Source organism: Halalkalibacter urbisdiaboli, assembly GCF_002156385.1.
Taxonomy (GTDB): domain Bacteria; phylum Bacillota; class Bacilli; order Bacillales; family Bacillaceae_D; genus Halalkalibacter_A; species Halalkalibacter_A urbisdiaboli.
In genome coordinates this window covers 18,795-37,524 of the sequence record NZ_MVJM01000007.1, presented here as the reverse complement: position 1 = coordinate 37,524, position 18,730 = coordinate 18,795, and the positions used below count along the sequence as shown (strand labels likewise).

Here is an 18,730-nt window from a genome sequence, read left to right as displayed (position 1 = left end):
CATGGATAAGCTGACACAACGTTTACGGGCCAACTTGCTTGAAAATCCAGCTGTTCAAATCAAAGAGTCTGCTAGTTGGTATTTGCCGGTCATGACATTGCAAGTGGCATTTAACCGGGTCAAGAGGTCTAAAATGGATATTCTCATGAAAATGTTGCTGATTACTTTTGAGGAAACAGAAATCCGTCGTGCAGCCAATTTGTCCGAAATGCTTCTAGTAGAGGAGCTGTTCATTGCAGATTTGATTGAAAAAATGCAGCGAACAGGCTTAATTCGGCTGGAAAAAGCCATCTACAAGCTTACACCAAAAGGGCATGAACAGTTGAAGACAGGTATCATTGAAGAGGAAATGGAAGAAGAATGGACAGAGCTTTTTTATAGTCCAAGTCATGATGAATACTGGCCGGAGATGACCGTAGCTGAGCACGAAACAGAGGGGAAATTGCCGGTGTATCGCTATGCGAATAATCAGGAGCGTATCAATACGGACCATATGGTGCAGGTTCTCTCCGATAGTGAAAATGGGTTGGACGAAAATGGCTATCAAACGGTCGTGGCTGACGTAAAGAGCTTTGAGCAACAGACAGTCAAACATGTACCATGTCTGGAATTTCAACTGTACAATAAAGACCAAGACATTTTCTATGCACGTGTCTGGAATACGTGGCTCGAACGCTGGGATGATACACTTGAAAAACAAATAGAGGAGCAAGAACGGGGAAAGTGGCGGGGAAAATGGAAGGAAGCAGCTGAACTGTAATTGCGGGTGCCTGCCCATGCTGCGTTAATGCGTTGCATGGCACGAATAAACAAGTCGACAACACTGTATAAAATAAAATTATCAAAAAGACCGCTGATGCGAATATATCAACGGTCAATGAATAGAACTGCCCTTTATGGTCGGCTGTTGGCAAATCATTCACCAAGACTGCTTAAGGCGTCTTTAAACTACAGTAGGGCGAGTTCGCTACGAGCCTTAAGTAATGTGCGGAGCCGTTGCATGGTTTGAAAGCCTTGCTATGAGTGGTTTTCTCATAGCAAGGCGCGCAACGTGTGAAGTCATTACTACTTCTTTGAGTTACAAAGAAGTAGTTTTTCAGTGGCCTTCTCATCATAAGGCTTTTAAAACATGTAGCGACTCCGCGCACTCCTTTCTACAACCTGAGGAATCTAAAATAATTGATTCCTTTTTTTCATTCCTTCATTTTAATTTATATAAAACTCCACGTAGTCAACATTAATCCAGTTATTTCTATTTGCATCAGTCCAAAAACCGAATTCAGCTTGCCCGTTTGTAACATTAATTCCTGTTATCGTAATTTGAGTCCAGGTGTTTGTTGCGGGAATAGCAACATTTTTTTCTGTTCCTCCAAAGTTTTTGACGTACATTTGGCTTGTTTTAAAGCCACCACTACTTTTCACCCATGCTTTCATGGTGTACGTGCCATTTGTAAGCCCTGTTTTAATCTGGTAGGTACTGATTTGATATGGTTTGTTTTTCCAATGGGATAACCTGTAGCTTCCTGAATATCCACCAGCTTCGGTATAATTAGCATCATCATTTCCATTTGACCAAGTCGTCCAACCTGATGGATTCTGTGTCGCTCCATCTGATTCAAAATCAGGATTTGAAACAAGATTATCTTCTTCAGATAAGGGAGGTGGTGTTGACCCTGAGAATACATCACTGAAGGCATCGATAGCAGTTGTATACTGTAAGACATTCGTAGATACTTCGCTAGTTGCTCCTAATGAATAGCTATCTGGAAGTACATTTGAATGAGCCTCAGGTTCCCAATAAAATACGCCAGTCCCTTTTCCGTTTGGAACTGCTTTCACTATATTAATCGTTTCATAAATTGTCCAATAAGTATCTGTAGGGTTATTTTCGTGACCGCCTACTTTAACAACCATAACGTTCTTGTTATAACGGGAAGCCATGTCATTCAAGTTGTAGGATAAAGCATCCATCAGCTCCCAATACGGTTTACCTTCCCAATAAGGGTAGAATGATGCACCAATAACATCTGTTTTACCACCTTCCTTGAAAAAACTATCAAACCACCATCTGAATTCACTGTTTTTTGTCCCATGAGCTAAATGAGTAATGACCTTGGATGAGGGGCTTACAGCCTTCAGAGAAGCTGTCAAAGCTTATGAATTTTTATTTATGCTGTTTTCGTACAAAACCTACTAATAATATAAATGAAGTTTTCAAGATTTAAAAATATAGAGCAATGCCTTACATGGAGCATTGTTTAATGAATTAATAAGCTTAAGCTATGGCTTGGTAATATAAAGCAATAGCTCATGACATTAGAGAGAAACGGATAAAGGAGTGGTCTACAAAAAATTTCGTATGGAAAACAAGATAGCAGCGGAGGAATTGAGCAGTTTTGGTTAAGTGACTTACTTGATACAGATATTCATAGCAATTCTTTAATATAAGATGACCCTGTTCGAAGTTGGAACAGGATCATCATCGTTAAGAGAGCTTCTTCACATTCACACGTCCAGAGAAAAATGTTGCGCCACCGCCCATATCTGCAAGTCGGTCTGGTGCGAGTGCATTCACTAACTGCTTTTTCCCTGGCATGTCGGCCCAGAGGCCTTGGCTCACGACAACCCCAGGTAAAACATTCTCACCAACGGACGCGATGATTTCACATTCGCCGCGCTCATTCCAAATTCTAACGACCTCACCATCTTCTATTCCTAGTTGTTTTGCATCTTCGTGATTGAGGTGAATTTTTGCTGATTTCTCTAACGATTGATGCTTTTCATTATTAGAGAATGTTGAATTTAAGAAATTATGGTTTGGCCCAGGTATAAATAAGAACGGGAAGTGTCCATCCTCAACTAACGGTGTATGCGTCGGGAGGGCAGGGTAGCCGTGACGCACCATTTGCTCTGAGTAAAGCTCAATTTTTCCGCTTGGGGTTTGGAGATTTTTAAGAAAGTCGTCCGAGCGATTGGCTTTTATATATTTTTCGTCCACTAGCGCATCATACGTTATTTTTTCTAGATATGGATTTTCTGGATAATCTAGCGCGTGACGGATTAATTCTTCATCTGAGTCTTTTAAGGCTTCGTCATCAAAGCCGATTGCTTCTGCAAGTAGGCGAAAGACTTCTGTGTTTGATTTGCTCTCACCGTATCGTTCAATAACAGGTTGCTGCAGGTGTAAGTAGTGATGCCAGTAGGATGTATAAAAGTCCAAATTCTCAAAGGCAGATGTTGCGGGTAAGATGACATCTGCATATTTTGCTGTTTCTGTTAGGAACAGATCATGGACAACGGTAAATAAATCCTCTCGTTCAAGTCCTTGGCGTACTTTATTGCTCTCCGGCGCCACAATCGCCGGGTTCGTCCCGTATACAAATAAAGAGTAAACAGGTGGCTCCGTTTCTAGTAAGGTCTGACCTAATTGATTCATGTTAAATCTTCTAGTCTGTTTGTTTTCTAAGAGGTCCGGTCTTTGGAGGGCATTTACGTTATAAGCAAGAATACTGCTGCTCGATTTCAAAGCACCGCCCCCACGCTCGAGCCAAGCCCCGGTTAATGCAGGCAGACAAGCAATGGTTCGAACAATCATGCCCCCATTATCATGATGCTGCAAGCCGTTTCCAATTCTAATGAAAGAGGGGGAAGCTTCGGCATACATACGTGTTAATTTATAAATATCTTCAACAGGGACACCGGTAATCGACGATACGGTTTTTGGGTCGTATTGTTTCACATGTTCTTCTAGTTGTTGATAGCCTACTGTATAGTCTTTCAAGAAATTGTGATTGACGAGCTGTTCAGAAAAAAGGATATGCATCATGCCAAGCGCGAGCGCACTGTCTGTTCCTGGGTGAATCGGGATAAACCAATCTGCCATGCGACCTGTTTGATTTTTATGAACGTCAATGACAACAATCTTGGCACCATGCTCTTTGCGTGCTTTTTGGGCAATTGTCATTTGATGCATGTTCGTACTAACAGCGTTAATACCCCACATAATAAATAGCTTTGAATGGATCGTTTCTTCGGGGTCGATTCCAGCAGCCGAGCCCATTGTGTATGAATAACCAACTCCACCAGCGACAGAACAAATCGTACGCTCTAATTGGCTCGAGCCGAGGCGATGAAAAAAGCGGCGATCCATCCCTTCGGCAGTCAGGTTACCCATGTTTCCATAGAAACTATAAGGAAGAATCGACTCAGGACCGTGCCCGTCAATCAATGCTTTCCATTTGGACACAATTAGTTCAATCGCTTCTTCCCAGCTAATGGGAGCAAACCGGCCTGAGCCTTTTGCACTAACTCGTTTTAGTGGAGTCGTTAATCTATTAGAATCATAGATTCGTTCCGTCATATGTCTTACTTTGTTGCAAATCGCACCTTTGGTAACAGGGTGAGCTGGGTCGCCCTCTACTTTGATGATTTTTCCGTCCTTCTTATGAACGAGTAATCCACACTGGTCAGGACAGTCGAGGGAACATACTGATGGAAACACGCCATCCTTCTGCGTTACATATGATTGCATAATCAGTGTCCTTTCAAACGAAATTTGTAGTCGATTATACCATTTGATGGATTAGTAGGGAAGGGGTCAGGTACCTTATATAAAGTGTAATTAAAGAGGTAAAACGACAGGGGTTAGGCACCATTAATTGACAATGTCGCATAAAATAATTATTATAAGTGTAAGATAAAAAGACCGCTGATGCGGGAACATCAACGGTTAATGCAATAGAGTGCCCTTAAGAGGGGCGGCCGTAAGGGAAAATAATCCACCTCAGCCTAGGGAGCTTAAGGGTGGATTATTTTGTGTCTTTAAACGACAGCAAGGCAATGACAAACATACCAAATAAAAGCATTAACCTTAATGCTTCATACACTGTCATCATAGGCATCACCCCCTTTCTAATGGGGATGTGCCGCCACCCTTAAGAAACCATATTCTATTACATTGTAATTATAACATAAAATTTGGTATTTGATAGAATGAATGTTCGGGTTAGTTATTTATAAATAGGAGACAATGTCATCCAAATAAAGACGCTCGACCTTTCGAAAGAGTGGGGCGAGATTTCGAAGCGGCTGTTGGCGTTAGGGTGTTGGAAGGAAGGATAATAATTGCATGGAACTCATCTTTTGTTGGGGATGAGTTTTTTTGTAGTAAATTAATCGCAGTGGTGGAGGTCAGGCCATTTTGTTGGTGAAAGGGGTTACAAAGTTGTATAATACTGTATACCATCATGTTGACACATCGTAAAGTCCATTAAATCTGAGGAGGGGTGGAGCTTGGAAGAGATATCCAGGGACTTGCTGTTGAAAAAGCTTCAACATTGGATTGGGACGAATATTTACGTCCATATTGAGGTGAATCCGGGCGGTTATTTTCGAAACGGCAAAGCATCTTTGCATCAAGTGCATGTAAAAGGTGAGCAGTCAATTCGTGTTTTTTTAGAATTAGACGAACAAGCGTCGATCATTCATGTTGATCATTTGACCCATATGCGTTTAGCAGATGATCTGGTGATCGTTACAGCTTATGATGAGCATGGGCGACTAGCGCGGACGTTGGAAGTCAGTTCTCGGCCGTTTCCAATCTAACTTTTTAACAAAGAGAAGGGATTCTACATATGGCAACGATATTAGCAGTATTTGCACATCCAGATGATGAAACCTTTATTTGTGGTGGAACGCTCGCAAAATACGCATATGAAGGTCATCGTGTTGTATTGATTTGCGCAACAAAAGGGGAAATGGGGCGACGGATGGGGGTCCCGCCAACTGCAACGCGTGAAGATATTCCACTCATTCGTGAACAAGAATTAATAAGCGCGTGCAATGCGTTACGAATTGATAGTTTGAGATTTTTGGGGATTCGTGACAAATTAGTTGAAATTCAACCTTTGAAAACGTTGACACAAATGATTCTTGAGCAAATGACGGATGTCCAACCAGATACCGTCGTTACGTTTCATGAATCGCTGGGCGGGCACCCTGATCACTGTGCAATTGGACTTGCTACAACGAAAGCGTTTGAACTGTACGAAAAACGTGGGAATACCGATGTGACCTTATTTTATGTCTCTAATGGTCATGTTGCAAATAACCCGCACCAATATGGACTTTTACCACAGCAAGTAACGAAGATTGAGGTAAAGGATTATCTTCCGTACAAATTACAAGCATACCGCGCCCATCAAACCCAATCAGAAATGAACGACTGGGTATGGATGCGTGATGAGTTAAGCTTAAAAAAATTCTCTAACTATGAGTATTTTATTAAAGCTCATTCACCGTTTCACGACCAATTAATAAAAAAACGGAAAAAAGAGGAGAGATGAAGGTTATGCCAAAAGTAATTATGACATTCCCTGAAGGAAAGCATAAGGTGCTGACGATGAGTTATGACGATGGGAAGGCTGCTGATAGGAGACTGGTTAAGATTTTTAACGAAAATGGGGTAAAAGGAACGTTTCATATTAACTCAGGTTTACTTGGCATAGGTGATCGGATTCCAAAGGAGGAAATTGCCCAACTATACGCTGGTCATGAGGTGTCGACTCATACAGTTACTCATCCGACAATTGCTCGCTCCCCGAAAGAACAGCTTGTTGAAGAATTTGTGGAGGACCGCAAAAATTTAGAGAACATCGTTGGCTATACCGTAAGAGGGTCTTCGTATCCAAACGGATCGTATAGCAGTTATATTAAGGACTTATTGCCGTATTTGGGTATCGAGTATTCTAGAACCGTGAATAGTACGGGTAACTTTTCGATGCCTGATGATTTCTTAGAATGGAATCCGACGTGTCATCATAAGCGGGAGTTAATGAATATTGCGGAGGATTTTGTAAACCTCCACAAAAAGCAGTATTTATATATGATGTATGTGTGGGGGCACAGCTATGAATTTGACAACGACCAAAATTGGGATTTGATTGAAGGGTTTTGCAAATATATCGGCAATCGTGACGACATCTGGTATGCGACAAACATTGAAATCGTTGATTACATAAAGGCGTTTCAACATCTGAAGTTTTCTGCCGATAGCCATTTTGTTTATAATCCTTCTGCCATGTCCGTATGGCTAAGTGTTGATGAGAGGATTGTTGAAGTAAAAGGCGGCGCTCAAGTTGAATTAGCTAAGAGTACGGCATTGCTTTAATTTACTGATTAAACAGACCAATTCGCACAGAATTCGGTCTGTTTTTACATTAGTTGTTTATAAATTTATTATGTAAACAAATATAACCAATAAGTTAGGATAGTTTAATATATGTATGATTACAGTAAAATACAAGATGATATAATCGCAGAACAATTAAGTTTATTAGAATATATAGATCCATTTACAGGAGAGGAGGTAAAAAAGAACAGAAGAAAAAATAAAGTAGAGAGAGGCCCTTTAGGTCTGGCCAGTAAAAGTAGTACACATGGCGAACCATTCAGTGGCCCTTTAGGGTCTGGTCAGTAACAAAGGCTTCCAACCGTTGAACAAACCACCTGTTCTCACGGGTGGTTTGTTCAACGGTTGGAAGCTAAAAACATTCTGCGTATGAACTTGGAGCAGGTGAGCATATATTTGAAGCAGAAGCAGTAGACAAAGCAGGGAATACAGCAATCACCATCATCGTAAGCTGGCTAGCTTAACAGAGCAATTTTCAACAGAAAATGGTGAAAATAAGGATGCCAATTCGTTCGTTTCAAAATTAGAAGCAGCCAAAGCTGCTGAGGAAAAAGGCAATACAAAAGCAAGAGATGGTCAACTGCAAGCATTTATTAACCAAGTCGAAGTTCAAATAGACAAAGCATTAACTAATGAACAGGCTGACTATTTGATTGCATTTGCTGAGCAGTTAATGAACTAACTAATTAATGGAAGGTGCTGTCTCGAAAGCTTAAAGCATGAAGGCTGTGCCAAAGGGTTGTTTCTTAACCTTTTGGCACAGCATCTTTCTTTTGTAACAAATCCAATGAAAGGTTGCTTTCCAAAAAATTATATGATATTATTAAGAAGTTATTTTTGTTCGGTCTATATTAAAAGTTAAGTATTAAACTTTTCGCCTTTGATATCTAATTGAGCAACGATAGTAATAAAACGTGGATTTGAGTCCACATAAGGAGATTACACATATGCAACAAGGTACAGTAAAATGGTTTAACGCTGAAAAAGGATTCGGTTTTATTGAAATTGAAGGTGGAGATGATGTATTCGTACATTTCTCAGCTATCCAAGGCGAAGGATTTAAATCTTTAGACGAAGGCCAAAAAGTTACATTTGACACAGAGCAAGGTAACCGTGGACTTCAAGCTACAAACGTAAACAAAGCATATTAATTGAAAGGACTCTATTGAGTCCTTTTTTTGTGGGAAATTGTACCTTGTGTATCAGTGAGTTAAGTATATTTATAATGAGTATTTTTTCTACATACTACTTTGGTAATATAATGCCGCGACTAAAATTAAATGGAGGAACAAAAATGGAATTTAAACCGAAAGCCATTTTTTTAGACATGGATGGGACCATTCTAAATCATCATAATCAAGTGAGTATTCATACAAAGGAAATCATTGATGAATTACGCAATCAGGGACTATTTGTTTTTATCGCGACAGGCCGTTCCTTTGATGAAATTGACGGAGTTGTACCTAAGGGCTTTTTAGTCGATGGAGTTGTTTCTTCAAACGGAATGGCAGGGTACATAGGAGATGAAGTCGTATTTGAACATTCTCTTTCGCGTGAATTAGTGGACGAGGTGATTCACAGAGCAAGAATCAACAAAGTGTATTATGAGCTTTTTCCTTATGGTGCACCTCGGATAACATTAAAGCAAGACCAGTCTTATGTAGAGGCTGAGATTAGTGATCCGAAGCCTGACAATGTTGGGATTAATGAGTGGCTTTCACGTAAACAAGCGATTAAAGAAGAAATTGCCTGGAAGGAAGAAATAGAGGGGACTGCCTTCTCAAAATTTTATTTCTTTGCTAGAACGAAAGAGCATATTAACGAATGGAAAGAGGAGCTTGAGCAACTAAAGCAAGAAGTTGACTTTACGACCTCTATTTCTTCTCCTTATAATGTCGAGCTCATGGTGGCGAACGTAAATAAAGCTACTGGAATTAAACAAATGTTAAACCGTTTTGAGCTGTCAGCGAATGATATTATGGCGATTGGCGATAGTGATAACGATTTGCCGATGCTGGACTTTGTTCGCTTTGCCGTGGCGATGAAAAATGCACCAGACCACATCAAAGCAGTGGCGGATGACGTAACTGAGTTTACATGTGATGAAGATGGGGTTTATCATTATTTAAAATCAAAGTTTGTACTGTAATCCTGTAGGCATCTACTCCCACTTGGAGAGTAGATGCCTTTTTATATAATTCGCTGATAAAAGTGCCATTTTCGCTGAATTAATTGTAAAAAACGCTGATAAACACAAAAAAATGATGATAAACAGCCAAAAAACGCTGATACATCACACCCTATGCTGCAGTAGATCTAAAAAAACTCCAGGATAACCTGGAGTTTTTGTGTTTTTTAATTCCCAGCCCCGCGATATTTCTTAACCCCGGCATTCCATAACAGCACTGCGAGTGTTAAAAAGATGGCTCCCATGACAGGTGTTAGGAACGCATAAACATACCACTCTTCTCTTTGTAAAAAGTAAGCTGCGGGATACACGCCTACAAAGGCAAATGGTAAAATCCATGTTAAAACGAACCGAATGACACGGTGATAAATATCAACCGGATAACGACCGTAATTTCCGATGTTATACATCATTGGCATAATGTCGGTTCGGCTATCTGACCAAAAACCAATCGAAGCTATCGAAATAAAAATCCCCGCGTATATAAACGCTCCACCAAGAACCATGGCAAGAAAGATTAATACATCATACCAAGCGGGTGTTAATCCTAAGTTCGATCCGGCATAAAACATAATCACTAACCCTGTAATGACACCAAATAATGATTCTAACTCCATTCGTTCCATAATGATTTGAAATAAACTATGAATCGGTCGGGTTAACACACGGTCCATTTCACCTTTGACGATGTAGCGATCATTGAAATCCCAAATGTTAAAAAAGGATGTAAAGATTGAGTAGGGAACGAGGAAAAATCCATAAATAAAGATAATTTCTTCACGGCTCCATCCACTTAGCAAGGTCGTATGACCGAAAACGACTAAAATAAAAATTAAATTGACAGCCTGAAATAATAAGTCCGATAGAATTTCGACTACGGTGTCAACACGATAGGTTAATCTTGTTTTTAAATATTGAGAGGCGTATTGAAAGAAAATTGAGATATAAAACATTCTTAGCCTCCTTGTACGATTAATTGTTTTTTTGCGAGAGCCCATAACAGACGAATCGGAATGAGTAAAATCAGTGCCCAAAATGCTTGCAATAGGACAGCGGTATAAATCTCTTTTCCTACGAATCCCTCAGTAAAAATCATACTAGGAATATAGCTTATCGCTTGAAATGGTAAATACGTCATGACAGATTGAGCCCAAAGTGGGTAAAACGAGATTGGGAGTAATAGACCTGAAAATAAGTCGATAACGACACGCTTGGCTCGAATCAACCCAGAATTATTAAATAAGAAAAACGTCATAATTCCTGTAAGTAAATTAATTTGTGTATTGACGATAAAGCTAAACACGAGCGAGAGGAAGAAGAAACCCCATGTTGCCAAGCTCGCAGAAAAACTGATAGGAAAGATGAGGGCCACAATAACCATACCTGGGACAGAGAAAAACAACAATCGGAATAGTCCTTCTCCGAGACCTTGCATCGTTTTCATCCCTAAATAGTTGTATGGTCGAATCATCTCAATCGCAACTTTACCTTCTTTGATTTCCATAGCGATTTCTCGATCGATGTTATTAAAATAAAACGCTCGTGCCATCCAAGCAACAGCAACATAAGTGGTCATTTGTAAAACGGATAGCCCTTGAATTTCTTCTTTTCCTCCGTAAATCGCAGACCATAAAAAATAATAAGCCCCAATGTTAATGCTATAAATTAAAATTCCACTATAATAGTTCGTCCGATAGGCGAGCATCATTAAAAAACGAATGCGAATCATTTCAATGTATTGACTCATGTGATTGCCATTCCTTCTTCATAAATCTTTCGAACAATTTCTTCTGTGGAAATTTCATTGATCCGGACATTTTTAATCGGGTTCTTTTGAACAACATCGCTAATGAGCTCGGAAACAAATCGTTCATCACCATTAACGTAGGCAAGCCACGTCGTCGCATCCTTTTGTTCCCAATGAACGTTTGCAGTACCTCGTAAGTCGATATCATGAACTTCTTTTAGGAATTCAAATTCTACTTGTTTTCTTCCTTCAACAGCTTGTGTTTGAAGTTGATTCAACTTGCCATCATAAATGATTTTTCCTTCGTCCAGTAGCACGACTCGTTCACAAAGGGCTTCAATATCGGTTAAGTCATGTGTTGTTAAAAGAATCGTTGTTTTATAGGTTTCATTGATTTCTTTAAGGAATTTTCGAATCTTTAATTTTACTAACACATCCAAGCCAATCGTTGGTTCATCCAAAAAGAGGAGGGGGGGATTATGAATAAGTGCCGCTGCTAATTCACAGCGCATTCGTTGTCCAAGTGAAAGCTTTCGGACGGGCTTGTCTAATAATGGACCAATTTCTAAGGTGTCGATGACATGGCCCATATGGTTCTCATAATCCTCATCCGAAACGCGGTATACTTTTTTCAATAACTTAAAGGACTCTTGTACGGCAATATCCCACCATAATTGGGAGCGTTGACCGAAAACGACGCCGATGGAGCGAACGAACTGTTCGCGTTCTTTATGTGGATCCATCCCATTTACGATAACTGAGCCGGAAGTTGGTGTGAGGATTCCGGTTAACATTTTTATGGTCGTTGATTTACCAGCTCCATTTTCACCGATGTAGCCTACCATTTCTCCCTGTTTGACGGTTAATGAAATATTATCAACCGCCGCAAGCACTTTATAATTTCTCGTAAATAAGTCACGGAATGCCCCTGATAAACCAGAGCGACTTGAATGTGATTTAAACTCTTTGCGCAAATTTTGAACTTCAATTACGTTCATTTTTCTTACCTCCTGAAGCTATTTAACAATAGCCAAATACTAGTTCACTAGTCTTTAGAACAAATTTTAGTTTAACTGTTCCTTATTATAACAGCAAGTTAGGAACGCTGTTAAAAATAGTGAAATCGCTGATTAAGTTAGTGAAATCGCTGTATTCAAATGCAAATTCGCTGAAAAATCCTCTAAAATCGCTGATAAAATGAAAGGCAGTCACAAGAAACCGTTCAAAATAGTGATTCGATTTGAACGGTTTCATTTCGACAATTTTACAAAATCCATATATAACAGGAGTTTGGCAGGATTCATTGAACAATTTGTGACAAACTTCACAAACACTTCGTGAATAATTTGTGATAATTATTATAAATAATTGTTTAAAGTAATCGTACGTATTAATATAAGGTCCACACGGTTATCTTAGATGATTGTTTCCCAGCTTTAAACTTTTTGAACAGAAGGAAGGGGTTCCTCTATGAAAATGAGATGGGCTTTTATTTTAATCGTTTTCACTATACTCACGGTACTTACAGGGTGTGAACCATTAATGGTTCTGGATCCAAAGGGTCCTCAAGCTCAAGTACTAGCTAATGACATCGTATTATCGATGTGGGTGATGTTGTTTGTTGTGATTGTTGTTTTGGCGATTTTAGTCTTTATGTTAATAAAATTTCGTGCTTCTAAGCAAAGTGAGGATTATGAACCGCCTCACATTGAGGGAAATGCGATTGTTGAATGGATTTGTGTTGGGATTCCGGTTCTAATTGTCGCATTCCTTTCATTTGTTAATGTTCAGAGTAATTACAAAATCGAAGCACCACCGCAAGGGTATGAGGATAAGGAGCCTTTGGTTATTTACGCGACATCCTCGAATTGGAAGTGGCATTTTAGTTACCCAGAGCAAGAGATTGAAACGGTAAACTATTTGTATATTCCGACGGGACGCCCGCTCGAATTCAAACTTTATTCGCATGGGCCCATTACGAGCTTCTGGATTCCACAACTTGGTGGACAGAAATATGCAATGGCTGACATGGTGAACACGTTGCATTTAGCAGCTGATTCACCGGGTGAATTTATGGGACGAAATTCGAACTTTAGCGGGGAAGGGTTTGCTGAAAATACATTTAACGTGGCTGCGATGTCAGAAGCTGAATTTGAAGATTGGGTCGAAGAAGTGAAAGCAACAGCGAAGCCGTTAACAGAGGATACATTTACGAAGCTGCTAGAGCCAGGCCATTTAGGCCAGTTAACATACACAGGTACTCAGCTATCGTTTTTCCCACCTCCTTCAGCTGAGCATGGTGGTCATAATCACGGTGATTCTGTTATTCATTCAGAAGATGAGGCTACGGATCACAGTCATCATGAATAGTTTCATTCTTTCATAGTGTCTTATTATTTCCTTTCGAGAGGAGTAGAAAAAGCATGGAATTCTTTCAACGATTTGCGATACCTCATCCAAGTCCGGCGATTTACGCGGCAATGGTTGCGATTGCCCTTACGACGATAGCAATTATCTTCGGCTTAACCTATTTTAAAAAATGGGGCTATCTGTGGCGTGAATGGCTGACGACGGTTGATCATAAACGGATTGGGATTATGTATTTGATTTCAGCTTTACTAATGCTATTCCGTGGTGGTGTCGATGCACTGATGATGAGAGCGCAGCTGGCTGTACCGGAAAACACGGTGTTAGATGCTCAGCATTATAACGAGGTGTTTTCGACTCACGGGATAATTATGATTATCTTTATGGCGATGCCGTTCATTATGGCATTGATGAACTTTGTCATTCCCTTACAAATTGGGGCACGTGACGTTGCCTTTCCGCGGATGAACGCCTTAAGCTTTTGGCTGTTCTTCATGGGCGCGATGCTGATTAACATTTCGTTCGTCATCGGTGGTTCTCCTGACGCGGGATGGACATCATATTTCCCATTAGCCGGGACAGAGTTTAGTCATTCGGTTGGAACAAATTATTACATGATTGCCTTGCAAATTGCCGGGTTCGGGACGTTGATGACGGGGATTAACTTTATCACGACGATTTTAAAAATGAGAGCACCTGGTATGACGTTAATGAAAATGCCGATGTTTACGTGGTCTTCATTAATTACGAACATTATTATCGTGTTTGCTTTTCCCGTCTTAACGGTGGCACTGGCGATGGGAACGATGGACCGCTTGTTTGCGACGAACTTCTTTACAACGTCAAATGGTGGAATGGATATGCTTTGGGCAAACTTGTTTTGGGTTTGGGGACATCCTGAAGTATATATCTTAATATTACCAGCATTTGGGATTTATAGTGAGATTATTTCTACGTTTGCGAAACGAAATCTATATGGTTATAAATCTATGGTTGCCTCGATGGTTATCATCTGCTTCCTCTCATTCTTAGTATGGGTTCACCATTTCTTTACGATGGGGCAGGGAGCACTTACGAATAGTATCTTCTCGATTACAACGATGGCAATTGCCGTACCAACGGGAATTAAGATTTTTAACTGGTTGTTCACGTTATGGAGAGGGAAGATTGAATTTACGGTTCCTATGCTTTATACAATCGGATTTATTCCAATTTTTACAATTGGTGGGGTAACCGGGGTTATGCTTGGAATGTCAGCTGCCGACTATCAGTATCATAATACGATGTTCTTAGTGGCGCACTTTCATTTAGTGATCATCCCGGGTGTTGTGTTTGCCTTACTTGCAGGTCTCACGTATTATTGGCCAAAAATGTTTGGCTTCCTGTTGAATGAACGAATTGGTCGCTGGGCGTTTTGGTTTATTGCCGTTAGTACGTGTGTCGCCTTCTTCCCGATGTTTATTTCAGGATTAGATGGGCAGGCACGTCGGATGTATACGTACTCTGAAGCGACTGGCTTTGGCATTTGGAATATGATTTCGTTTATCGGTGCACTTGGGCTGGCAGTTGGATTCGCTTTAATAGTATACAACATTTATTACAGTACACGTTTCGCTTCAAGAAATATCGGTGCTGATCCGTGGGATGCTCGTTCTCTAGAGTGGGCAACACACAATCCAGTACCAGCCTATAACTTTGCGATTGTACCAGAGGTGAACTCAAGTGAAGCGTTCTGGGATTCAAAAAAGAAAGGGCATCAATTGTTCAAAGGGGATTATGAAGAAATTCATATGCCGAATAATAGTGGCATCCCATTTATTATGAGTAGTATTTTCTTCGTTTGGGGATTTGCCTTTGTGTTCGCATTATGGCCACTATTAATTATCACGACTCTAGGAATCTTTGCGTGTATGATTTACTCCTCATTTGAAGAGGACCATGGATATCATATTTCTGTGAAAGAGGTTGAAGAAACAGAAATCGAATTGCGAGGTGCTAAATAATGAAACTAGATCACTCGCTTCCACTTGAATATCGTTCTGAAGAAAATCGTTTAAAGATATTAGGCTTTTGGATTTTCCTTGGTGCCGAAATTATGCTGTTCGGAACACTATTTGCCTCTTATTTTACGTTAGTTGATCGCACAGGAAGTGGACCCACTGGTGCGGAGATATTTGAAATTGCTCCGGTTATTATTGAAACGCTCTTGCTCTTAACGAGTAGCTTTCTAATTGGTCTAGGTATTCACGCGATGCGTCTTGGCCGCAAAAAGGCGATGATTACGTTCTTTGTGCTAACGCTTGTGTTAGGGGCTGGCTTTTTAGGCTTTGAGATTTATGAGTTTATCCATTATGTTCATGTCGGGGCAGGATTGCAGGTGAGTGCGTTCTCAGCGATTTTGTTAACGACACTTGGCACACATGGGGCGCACGTTACCTTTGGTTTGTTTTGGGGAATTTTCATCATCATGCAAGTAAAAAAACGAGGGCTGACACCGCAAACAGCTAATAAATCGTTTATTTTCTCTCTATACTGGCATTTCTTAGACGTTGTTTGGATTTTCATCTTCAGCTTCGTCTATTTGAAAGGAATGATGTAAGATGAAAGAATTATTTCCAATGAAACAAATCCTGGGCTTTGTGTTTTCATTGCTCTTGACCGTGATTGCACTTAGTGTTTATTTCTTAGATATGTCATTTGCGGTTGGGATGTCAATTTTGCTTGTTACGGCATTTACGCAAGCCGCTGTTCAGTTAATTGTGTTCATGCATGCAGGTGAAACAGAGGATAGTAAGTCAATCTACGCTAATATTTATTATGGAGTGTTCATTGCGATCGTCACCGTTTTCGGGACATTACTAGCAATGAGCTGGGGGTATTTTTAGATATACGAACGAAAAAAGGAGCATCTCAAAAGATGCTCCTTATTTGTTTAGTTTTGGTAGTACCTTTTCGCCTTTATACGTCTTTTCAAGCATTTCTTCTGTTACAACAAAGAATACGCCCATTAAAAAGATAAATACGGCTCCAACAATCGTGCCAACCCCGATGGATGTTAAAATCGTGTAATCGTTTCCGAAAAAACCAATTAAAAAAATCAAAATTCCAATAGAAAGAACGGTTCCACCTATATATTTAACAGCATTTAAAAGCTTAGCTCTTGTTTCCATATCAATCAACCTCCTACCATTAATTATCAAATCATTTCACAAATTTGTCAATATCTTTGGCTTATTTTGTTCACAGTTTAGCCATTTTTAACTTTAGAGAAATTTTAGTGATTTATTTGGCCTAATAAAGTATTGAAAATCATAAAAGGACATACTAAGGAATGTAAAAAATGAATCTGGGGGGCGGGATAGTTTGACTGATTTTTGTCCGGTTATCTGGCCAGAGGAACCAACGCCTGACAATCTTATAACGTGTAGCGAATGTGGCTTAGATCAACATGGTACACGAATGGTTTGGGGAGAAGGAAATCCAGAAGCGCCAATCATGGTCATCCTTGACAACCCAGGTGCACGTGAAGATCGTGAAGACCAACCATTTGTGTGTGGGACGAGGCAAACGTTACAAGAGGCTGCGCATGCTGTGGGGTTGTCGAACAATGATTTATACATAACATCTATTTTAAAAAGAAAGCCAGTACGCACCTACGACAAGGAGCATGCACGACAAGCATGTATGGAGCATCTCTATGACCAACTTGAAAAGAAACAACCTTTTTTAATTCTCTGCTTAGGAAACGTGGCTGTTCAATCCTTTTTTAGGAATCCAGATGAGGATGTAAAATCGTTACGGGGCCGTATTCATAATGTTCAAGGCTTTCAAACTGCTGTCGCGTATCATCCATTAGCTGTGAGGCGGCGCCCTAATTTACGGTCTCTATTTTTTGAAGATTGGAAGCTTGTTGCTGATTATTATGCTGAAAATTTCTTAATAGGAGGGTAACGATTGAAAGTACCGACTAAACCGTGGACGTTGTTATTCAACATTTACCGAGATGTTCTGCCAGATTCACATAAAGAATTAGACAAATGGAGAGAAAAGGCAAAGACGATTCCCGATCTAGAGCTTCGTAAACAGGCACTTGCCAGTATTAAAGATAAAGCCTTTCACTGTGAAGGTGGGGCGGTTTATGGACTATTGGCTGGAAAAAATCGCAGAAAAATTATTCGTTTTATTGTTGCGTATCAAACGATTAGTGATTATTTAGATAATTTGTGTGACAGAAGTACTTCTTTAGATATGAATGACTTTCGAGAGCTGCATACATCGATGTTTCATGCATTAACCCCCGGAAAGAGCACAATGAATTATTATCGTTACCGGGACGAGCAGGATGACGGTGGATATTTAGCTTCGCTTGTTACGACTTGTCAGGAGGTCCTTATGGAGTTGCCAGGCTTTCAACATGCTCAATCTGAAATGTTGCAGTTAGCGGAGTACTATGTGGATTTACAGGTGTATAAGCATGTAGAAAAGAGTAAACGAGTCGAATTGCTTGAAAATTGGTTTGATGGACATAAGCACGACTGGCCTGAGATGACGTGGTATGAATTCTCAGCTTGCGCCGGCTCGACTTTAGGGATTTTTTGCTTTGCTGCCTATGCTGCGAATAGTGTATTGGACCGAGAACGTGTAAACTTGTTGAAAAAGGGTTATTTTCCTTGGGTTCAAGGTCTGCATATTATGCTTGACTATTTTATCGATCAAGAAGAAGACCGACAAGAGAATGACCTCAATTTTATGTTTTACTATGAAAGTGAAGAGAAAATGGTCGAACGAATGAAATATGTAAAAGAACAAGCGGAAATAAGCATTCGAAGCCTCCCTGATTGGAAGTTTCACAAAATGATAAACAAGGGGCTTATTGCACTCTATTTAGCCGATGAAAAGGTTCAAGTGCAAAAAGAGCTAAAGAAAACTGCAAAGCGGTTTATAAAATTCGGAGGCTTACCGACCGTTTTCTTCTATTTAAATAGTTGGATGTATCGTAGAGCTTAACTCCATGTTTCATAAGAACGATTAAACTCCAGGGCTACCTGGGGTTTTTTGCTGTACATTAAGACAGTGGATACGTTAATTTTGTTAAAAAGAAATTGGTCAGTTAAAATAAAACTGATCGAAAACGGACCTAAAGTAGAAGGAATTGTTTGTGGAAATTGGTGTAAGTACTTTTGTTGAAACAACGCCAGACCCCGAAACGGGTAAGGTGATCAGTCATGCACAACGATTG

General features: G+C 40.0%; 19 protein-coding genes and 1 pseudogene. 13 read left to right on the top strand and 7 right to left on the bottom strand.

Going from position 1 to position 18,730, the window contains the following annotated elements; genetic code table 11:
• Position 1 precedes the first annotated feature (1 nt).
• Positions 2–760: a helix-turn-helix domain-containing protein gene (locus tag B1R93_RS21705; protein WP_088106002.1), complete on the top strand. Its 759-nt coding sequence runs from the start codon at positions 2–4 to the stop codon at positions 758–760.
• Positions 761–1,206: 446 nt separating this feature from the next.
• Here the strand turns inward: B1R93_RS21705 and B1R93_RS21700 are convergent, their stop codons facing one another.
• The 3 genes from B1R93_RS21700 to B1R93_RS23570 form a co-directional block, all read right to left on the bottom strand.
• The gene (locus B1R93_RS21700) at positions 1,207–2,151 is read right to left on the bottom strand and encodes a glycosyl hydrolase 53 family protein (protein ID WP_088106001.1); all 945 of its coding nucleotides are present in this window, start codon (positions 2,149–2,151) and stop codon (positions 1,207–1,209) included.
• 334 nt (positions 2,152–2,485) lie between these two features.
• On the bottom strand, positions 2,486–4,531 hold the full coding sequence (locus B1R93_RS21695; RefSeq protein WP_088106000.1) for a molybdopterin oxidoreductase family protein: 2,046 nt from the start codon (positions 4,529–4,531) through the stop codon (positions 2,486–2,488).
• A 277-nt stretch (positions 4,532–4,808) separates the two neighbouring features.
• Entirely contained in the window at positions 4,809–4,892 is an 84-nt protein-coding gene (locus tag B1R93_RS23570; RefSeq protein ID WP_425348996.1) for a putative holin-like toxin, read from the bottom strand.
• Between the two features lie 400 nt (positions 4,893–5,292).
• On the opposite strand from B1R93_RS23570, the gene B1R93_RS21690 reads away from it, so the two are divergent.
• The 6 genes and pseudogenes from B1R93_RS21690 (at position 5,293) to B1R93_RS21665 (ending at position 9,338) form a co-directional block, all read left to right on the top strand.
• On the top strand, positions 5,293–5,604 hold the full coding sequence (locus B1R93_RS21690; RefSeq protein ID WP_088105999.1) for a DUF1806 family protein: 312 nt from the start codon (positions 5,293–5,295) through the stop codon (positions 5,602–5,604).
• A 29-nt stretch (positions 5,605–5,633) separates the two neighbouring features.
• Complete coding sequence (locus B1R93_RS21685) at positions 5,634–6,344, top strand: PIG-L family deacetylase (protein WP_088105998.1); 711 nt, start codon at positions 5,634–5,636, stop codon at positions 6,342–6,344.
• Positions 6,345–6,349: 5 nt separating this feature from the next.
• Positions 6,350–7,168, top strand: a complete 819-nt coding sequence (locus B1R93_RS21680; RefSeq protein ID WP_088106015.1) for a polysaccharide deacetylase family protein — start codon at positions 6,350–6,352, stop codon at positions 7,166–7,168.
• Between the two features lie 129 nt (positions 7,169–7,297).
• A pseudogene (locus B1R93_RS24000) lies at positions 7,298–7,390 on the top strand (IS200/IS605 family transposase); the annotation flags it as partial.
• Positions 7,391–8,136: 746 nt separating this feature from the next.
• Positions 8,137–8,340: a cold-shock protein gene (locus B1R93_RS21670; protein ID WP_088105997.1), complete on the top strand. Its 204-nt coding sequence runs from the start codon at positions 8,137–8,139 to the stop codon at positions 8,338–8,340.
• Between the two features lie 143 nt (positions 8,341–8,483).
• On the top strand, positions 8,484–9,338 hold the full coding sequence (locus B1R93_RS21665) for an HAD family hydrolase (RefSeq protein ID WP_088105996.1): 855 nt from the start codon (positions 8,484–8,486) through the stop codon (positions 9,336–9,338).
• Positions 9,339–9,544: 206 nt separating this feature from the next.
• Here B1R93_RS21665 and B1R93_RS21660 read toward each other — a convergent pair whose 3' ends face one another.
• Genes B1R93_RS21660 through B1R93_RS21650 form a run of 3 tightly spaced genes read right to left on the bottom strand, consistent with a single transcriptional unit; the run spans position 9,545 to position 12,122 of the window.
• Positions 9,545–10,330, bottom strand: coding sequence for an ABC transporter permease (locus tag B1R93_RS21660; RefSeq protein ID WP_088105995.1), 786 nt, complete (start codon positions 10,328–10,330; stop codon positions 9,545–9,547).
• A 2-nt stretch (positions 10,331–10,332) separates the two neighbouring features.
• Positions 10,333–11,124, bottom strand: a complete 792-nt coding sequence (locus tag B1R93_RS21655; protein ID WP_088105994.1) for an ABC transporter permease — start codon at positions 11,122–11,124, stop codon at positions 10,333–10,335.
• Positions 11,121–12,122, bottom strand: coding sequence for an ABC transporter ATP-binding protein (locus B1R93_RS21650; protein ID WP_088105993.1), 1,002 nt, complete (start codon positions 12,120–12,122; stop codon positions 11,121–11,123). The genes B1R93_RS21655 and B1R93_RS21650 overlap by 4 nt, the downstream gene beginning before the upstream one ends.
• Before the next feature lie 472 nt (positions 12,123–12,594).
• Here B1R93_RS21650 and qoxA point away from each other — a divergent pair, with 472 nt between their 5' ends.
• The 4 genes from qoxA to qoxD are packed head-to-tail and all read left to right on the top strand — an operon-like array spanning position 12,595 to position 16,376.
• Positions 12,595–13,494 (top strand): cytochrome aa3 quinol oxidase subunit II, encoded by a 900-nt coding sequence (gene qoxA / locus B1R93_RS21645; protein WP_088105992.1) that lies wholly within the window; start codon positions 12,595–12,597, stop codon positions 13,492–13,494.
• 53 nt (positions 13,495–13,547) lie between these two features.
• The gene (gene qoxB, locus B1R93_RS21640; RefSeq protein ID WP_088105991.1) at positions 13,548–15,494 is read left to right on the top strand and encodes a cytochrome aa3 quinol oxidase subunit I; all 1,947 of its coding nucleotides are present in this window, start codon (positions 13,548–13,550) and stop codon (positions 15,492–15,494) included.
• Entirely contained in the window at positions 15,494–16,090 is a 597-nt protein-coding gene (gene qoxC / locus B1R93_RS21635) for a cytochrome aa3 quinol oxidase subunit III (RefSeq protein WP_088105990.1), read from the top strand. Before qoxB ends, qoxC begins: the two co-directional genes overlap by 1 nt.
• A 1-nt stretch (position 16,091) precedes the next feature.
• The gene (qoxD, locus tag B1R93_RS21630; RefSeq protein WP_088105989.1) at positions 16,092–16,376 is read left to right on the top strand and encodes a cytochrome aa3 quinol oxidase subunit IV; all 285 of its coding nucleotides are present in this window, start codon (positions 16,092–16,094) and stop codon (positions 16,374–16,376) included.
• Positions 16,377–16,415: 39 nt separating this feature from the next.
• Here the strand turns inward: qoxD and B1R93_RS21625 are convergent, their stop codons facing one another.
• Positions 16,416–16,661, bottom strand: a complete 246-nt coding sequence (locus B1R93_RS21625) for a hypothetical protein (RefSeq protein ID WP_088105988.1) — start codon at positions 16,659–16,661, stop codon at positions 16,416–16,418.
• Between the two features lie 193 nt (positions 16,662–16,854).
• Between B1R93_RS21625 and B1R93_RS21620 the strand changes: the two genes are divergently transcribed.
• Positions 16,855–17,442: a uracil-DNA glycosylase gene (locus B1R93_RS21620; RefSeq protein ID WP_088105987.1), complete on the top strand. Its 588-nt coding sequence runs from the start codon at positions 16,855–16,857 to the stop codon at positions 17,440–17,442.
• Between the two features lie 3 nt (positions 17,443–17,445).
• Positions 17,446–18,498, top strand: coding sequence for a tetraprenyl-beta-curcumene synthase family protein (locus B1R93_RS21615; protein ID WP_088105986.1), 1,053 nt, complete (start codon positions 17,446–17,448; stop codon positions 18,496–18,498).
• Positions 18,499–18,730 lie beyond the last annotated feature (232 nt).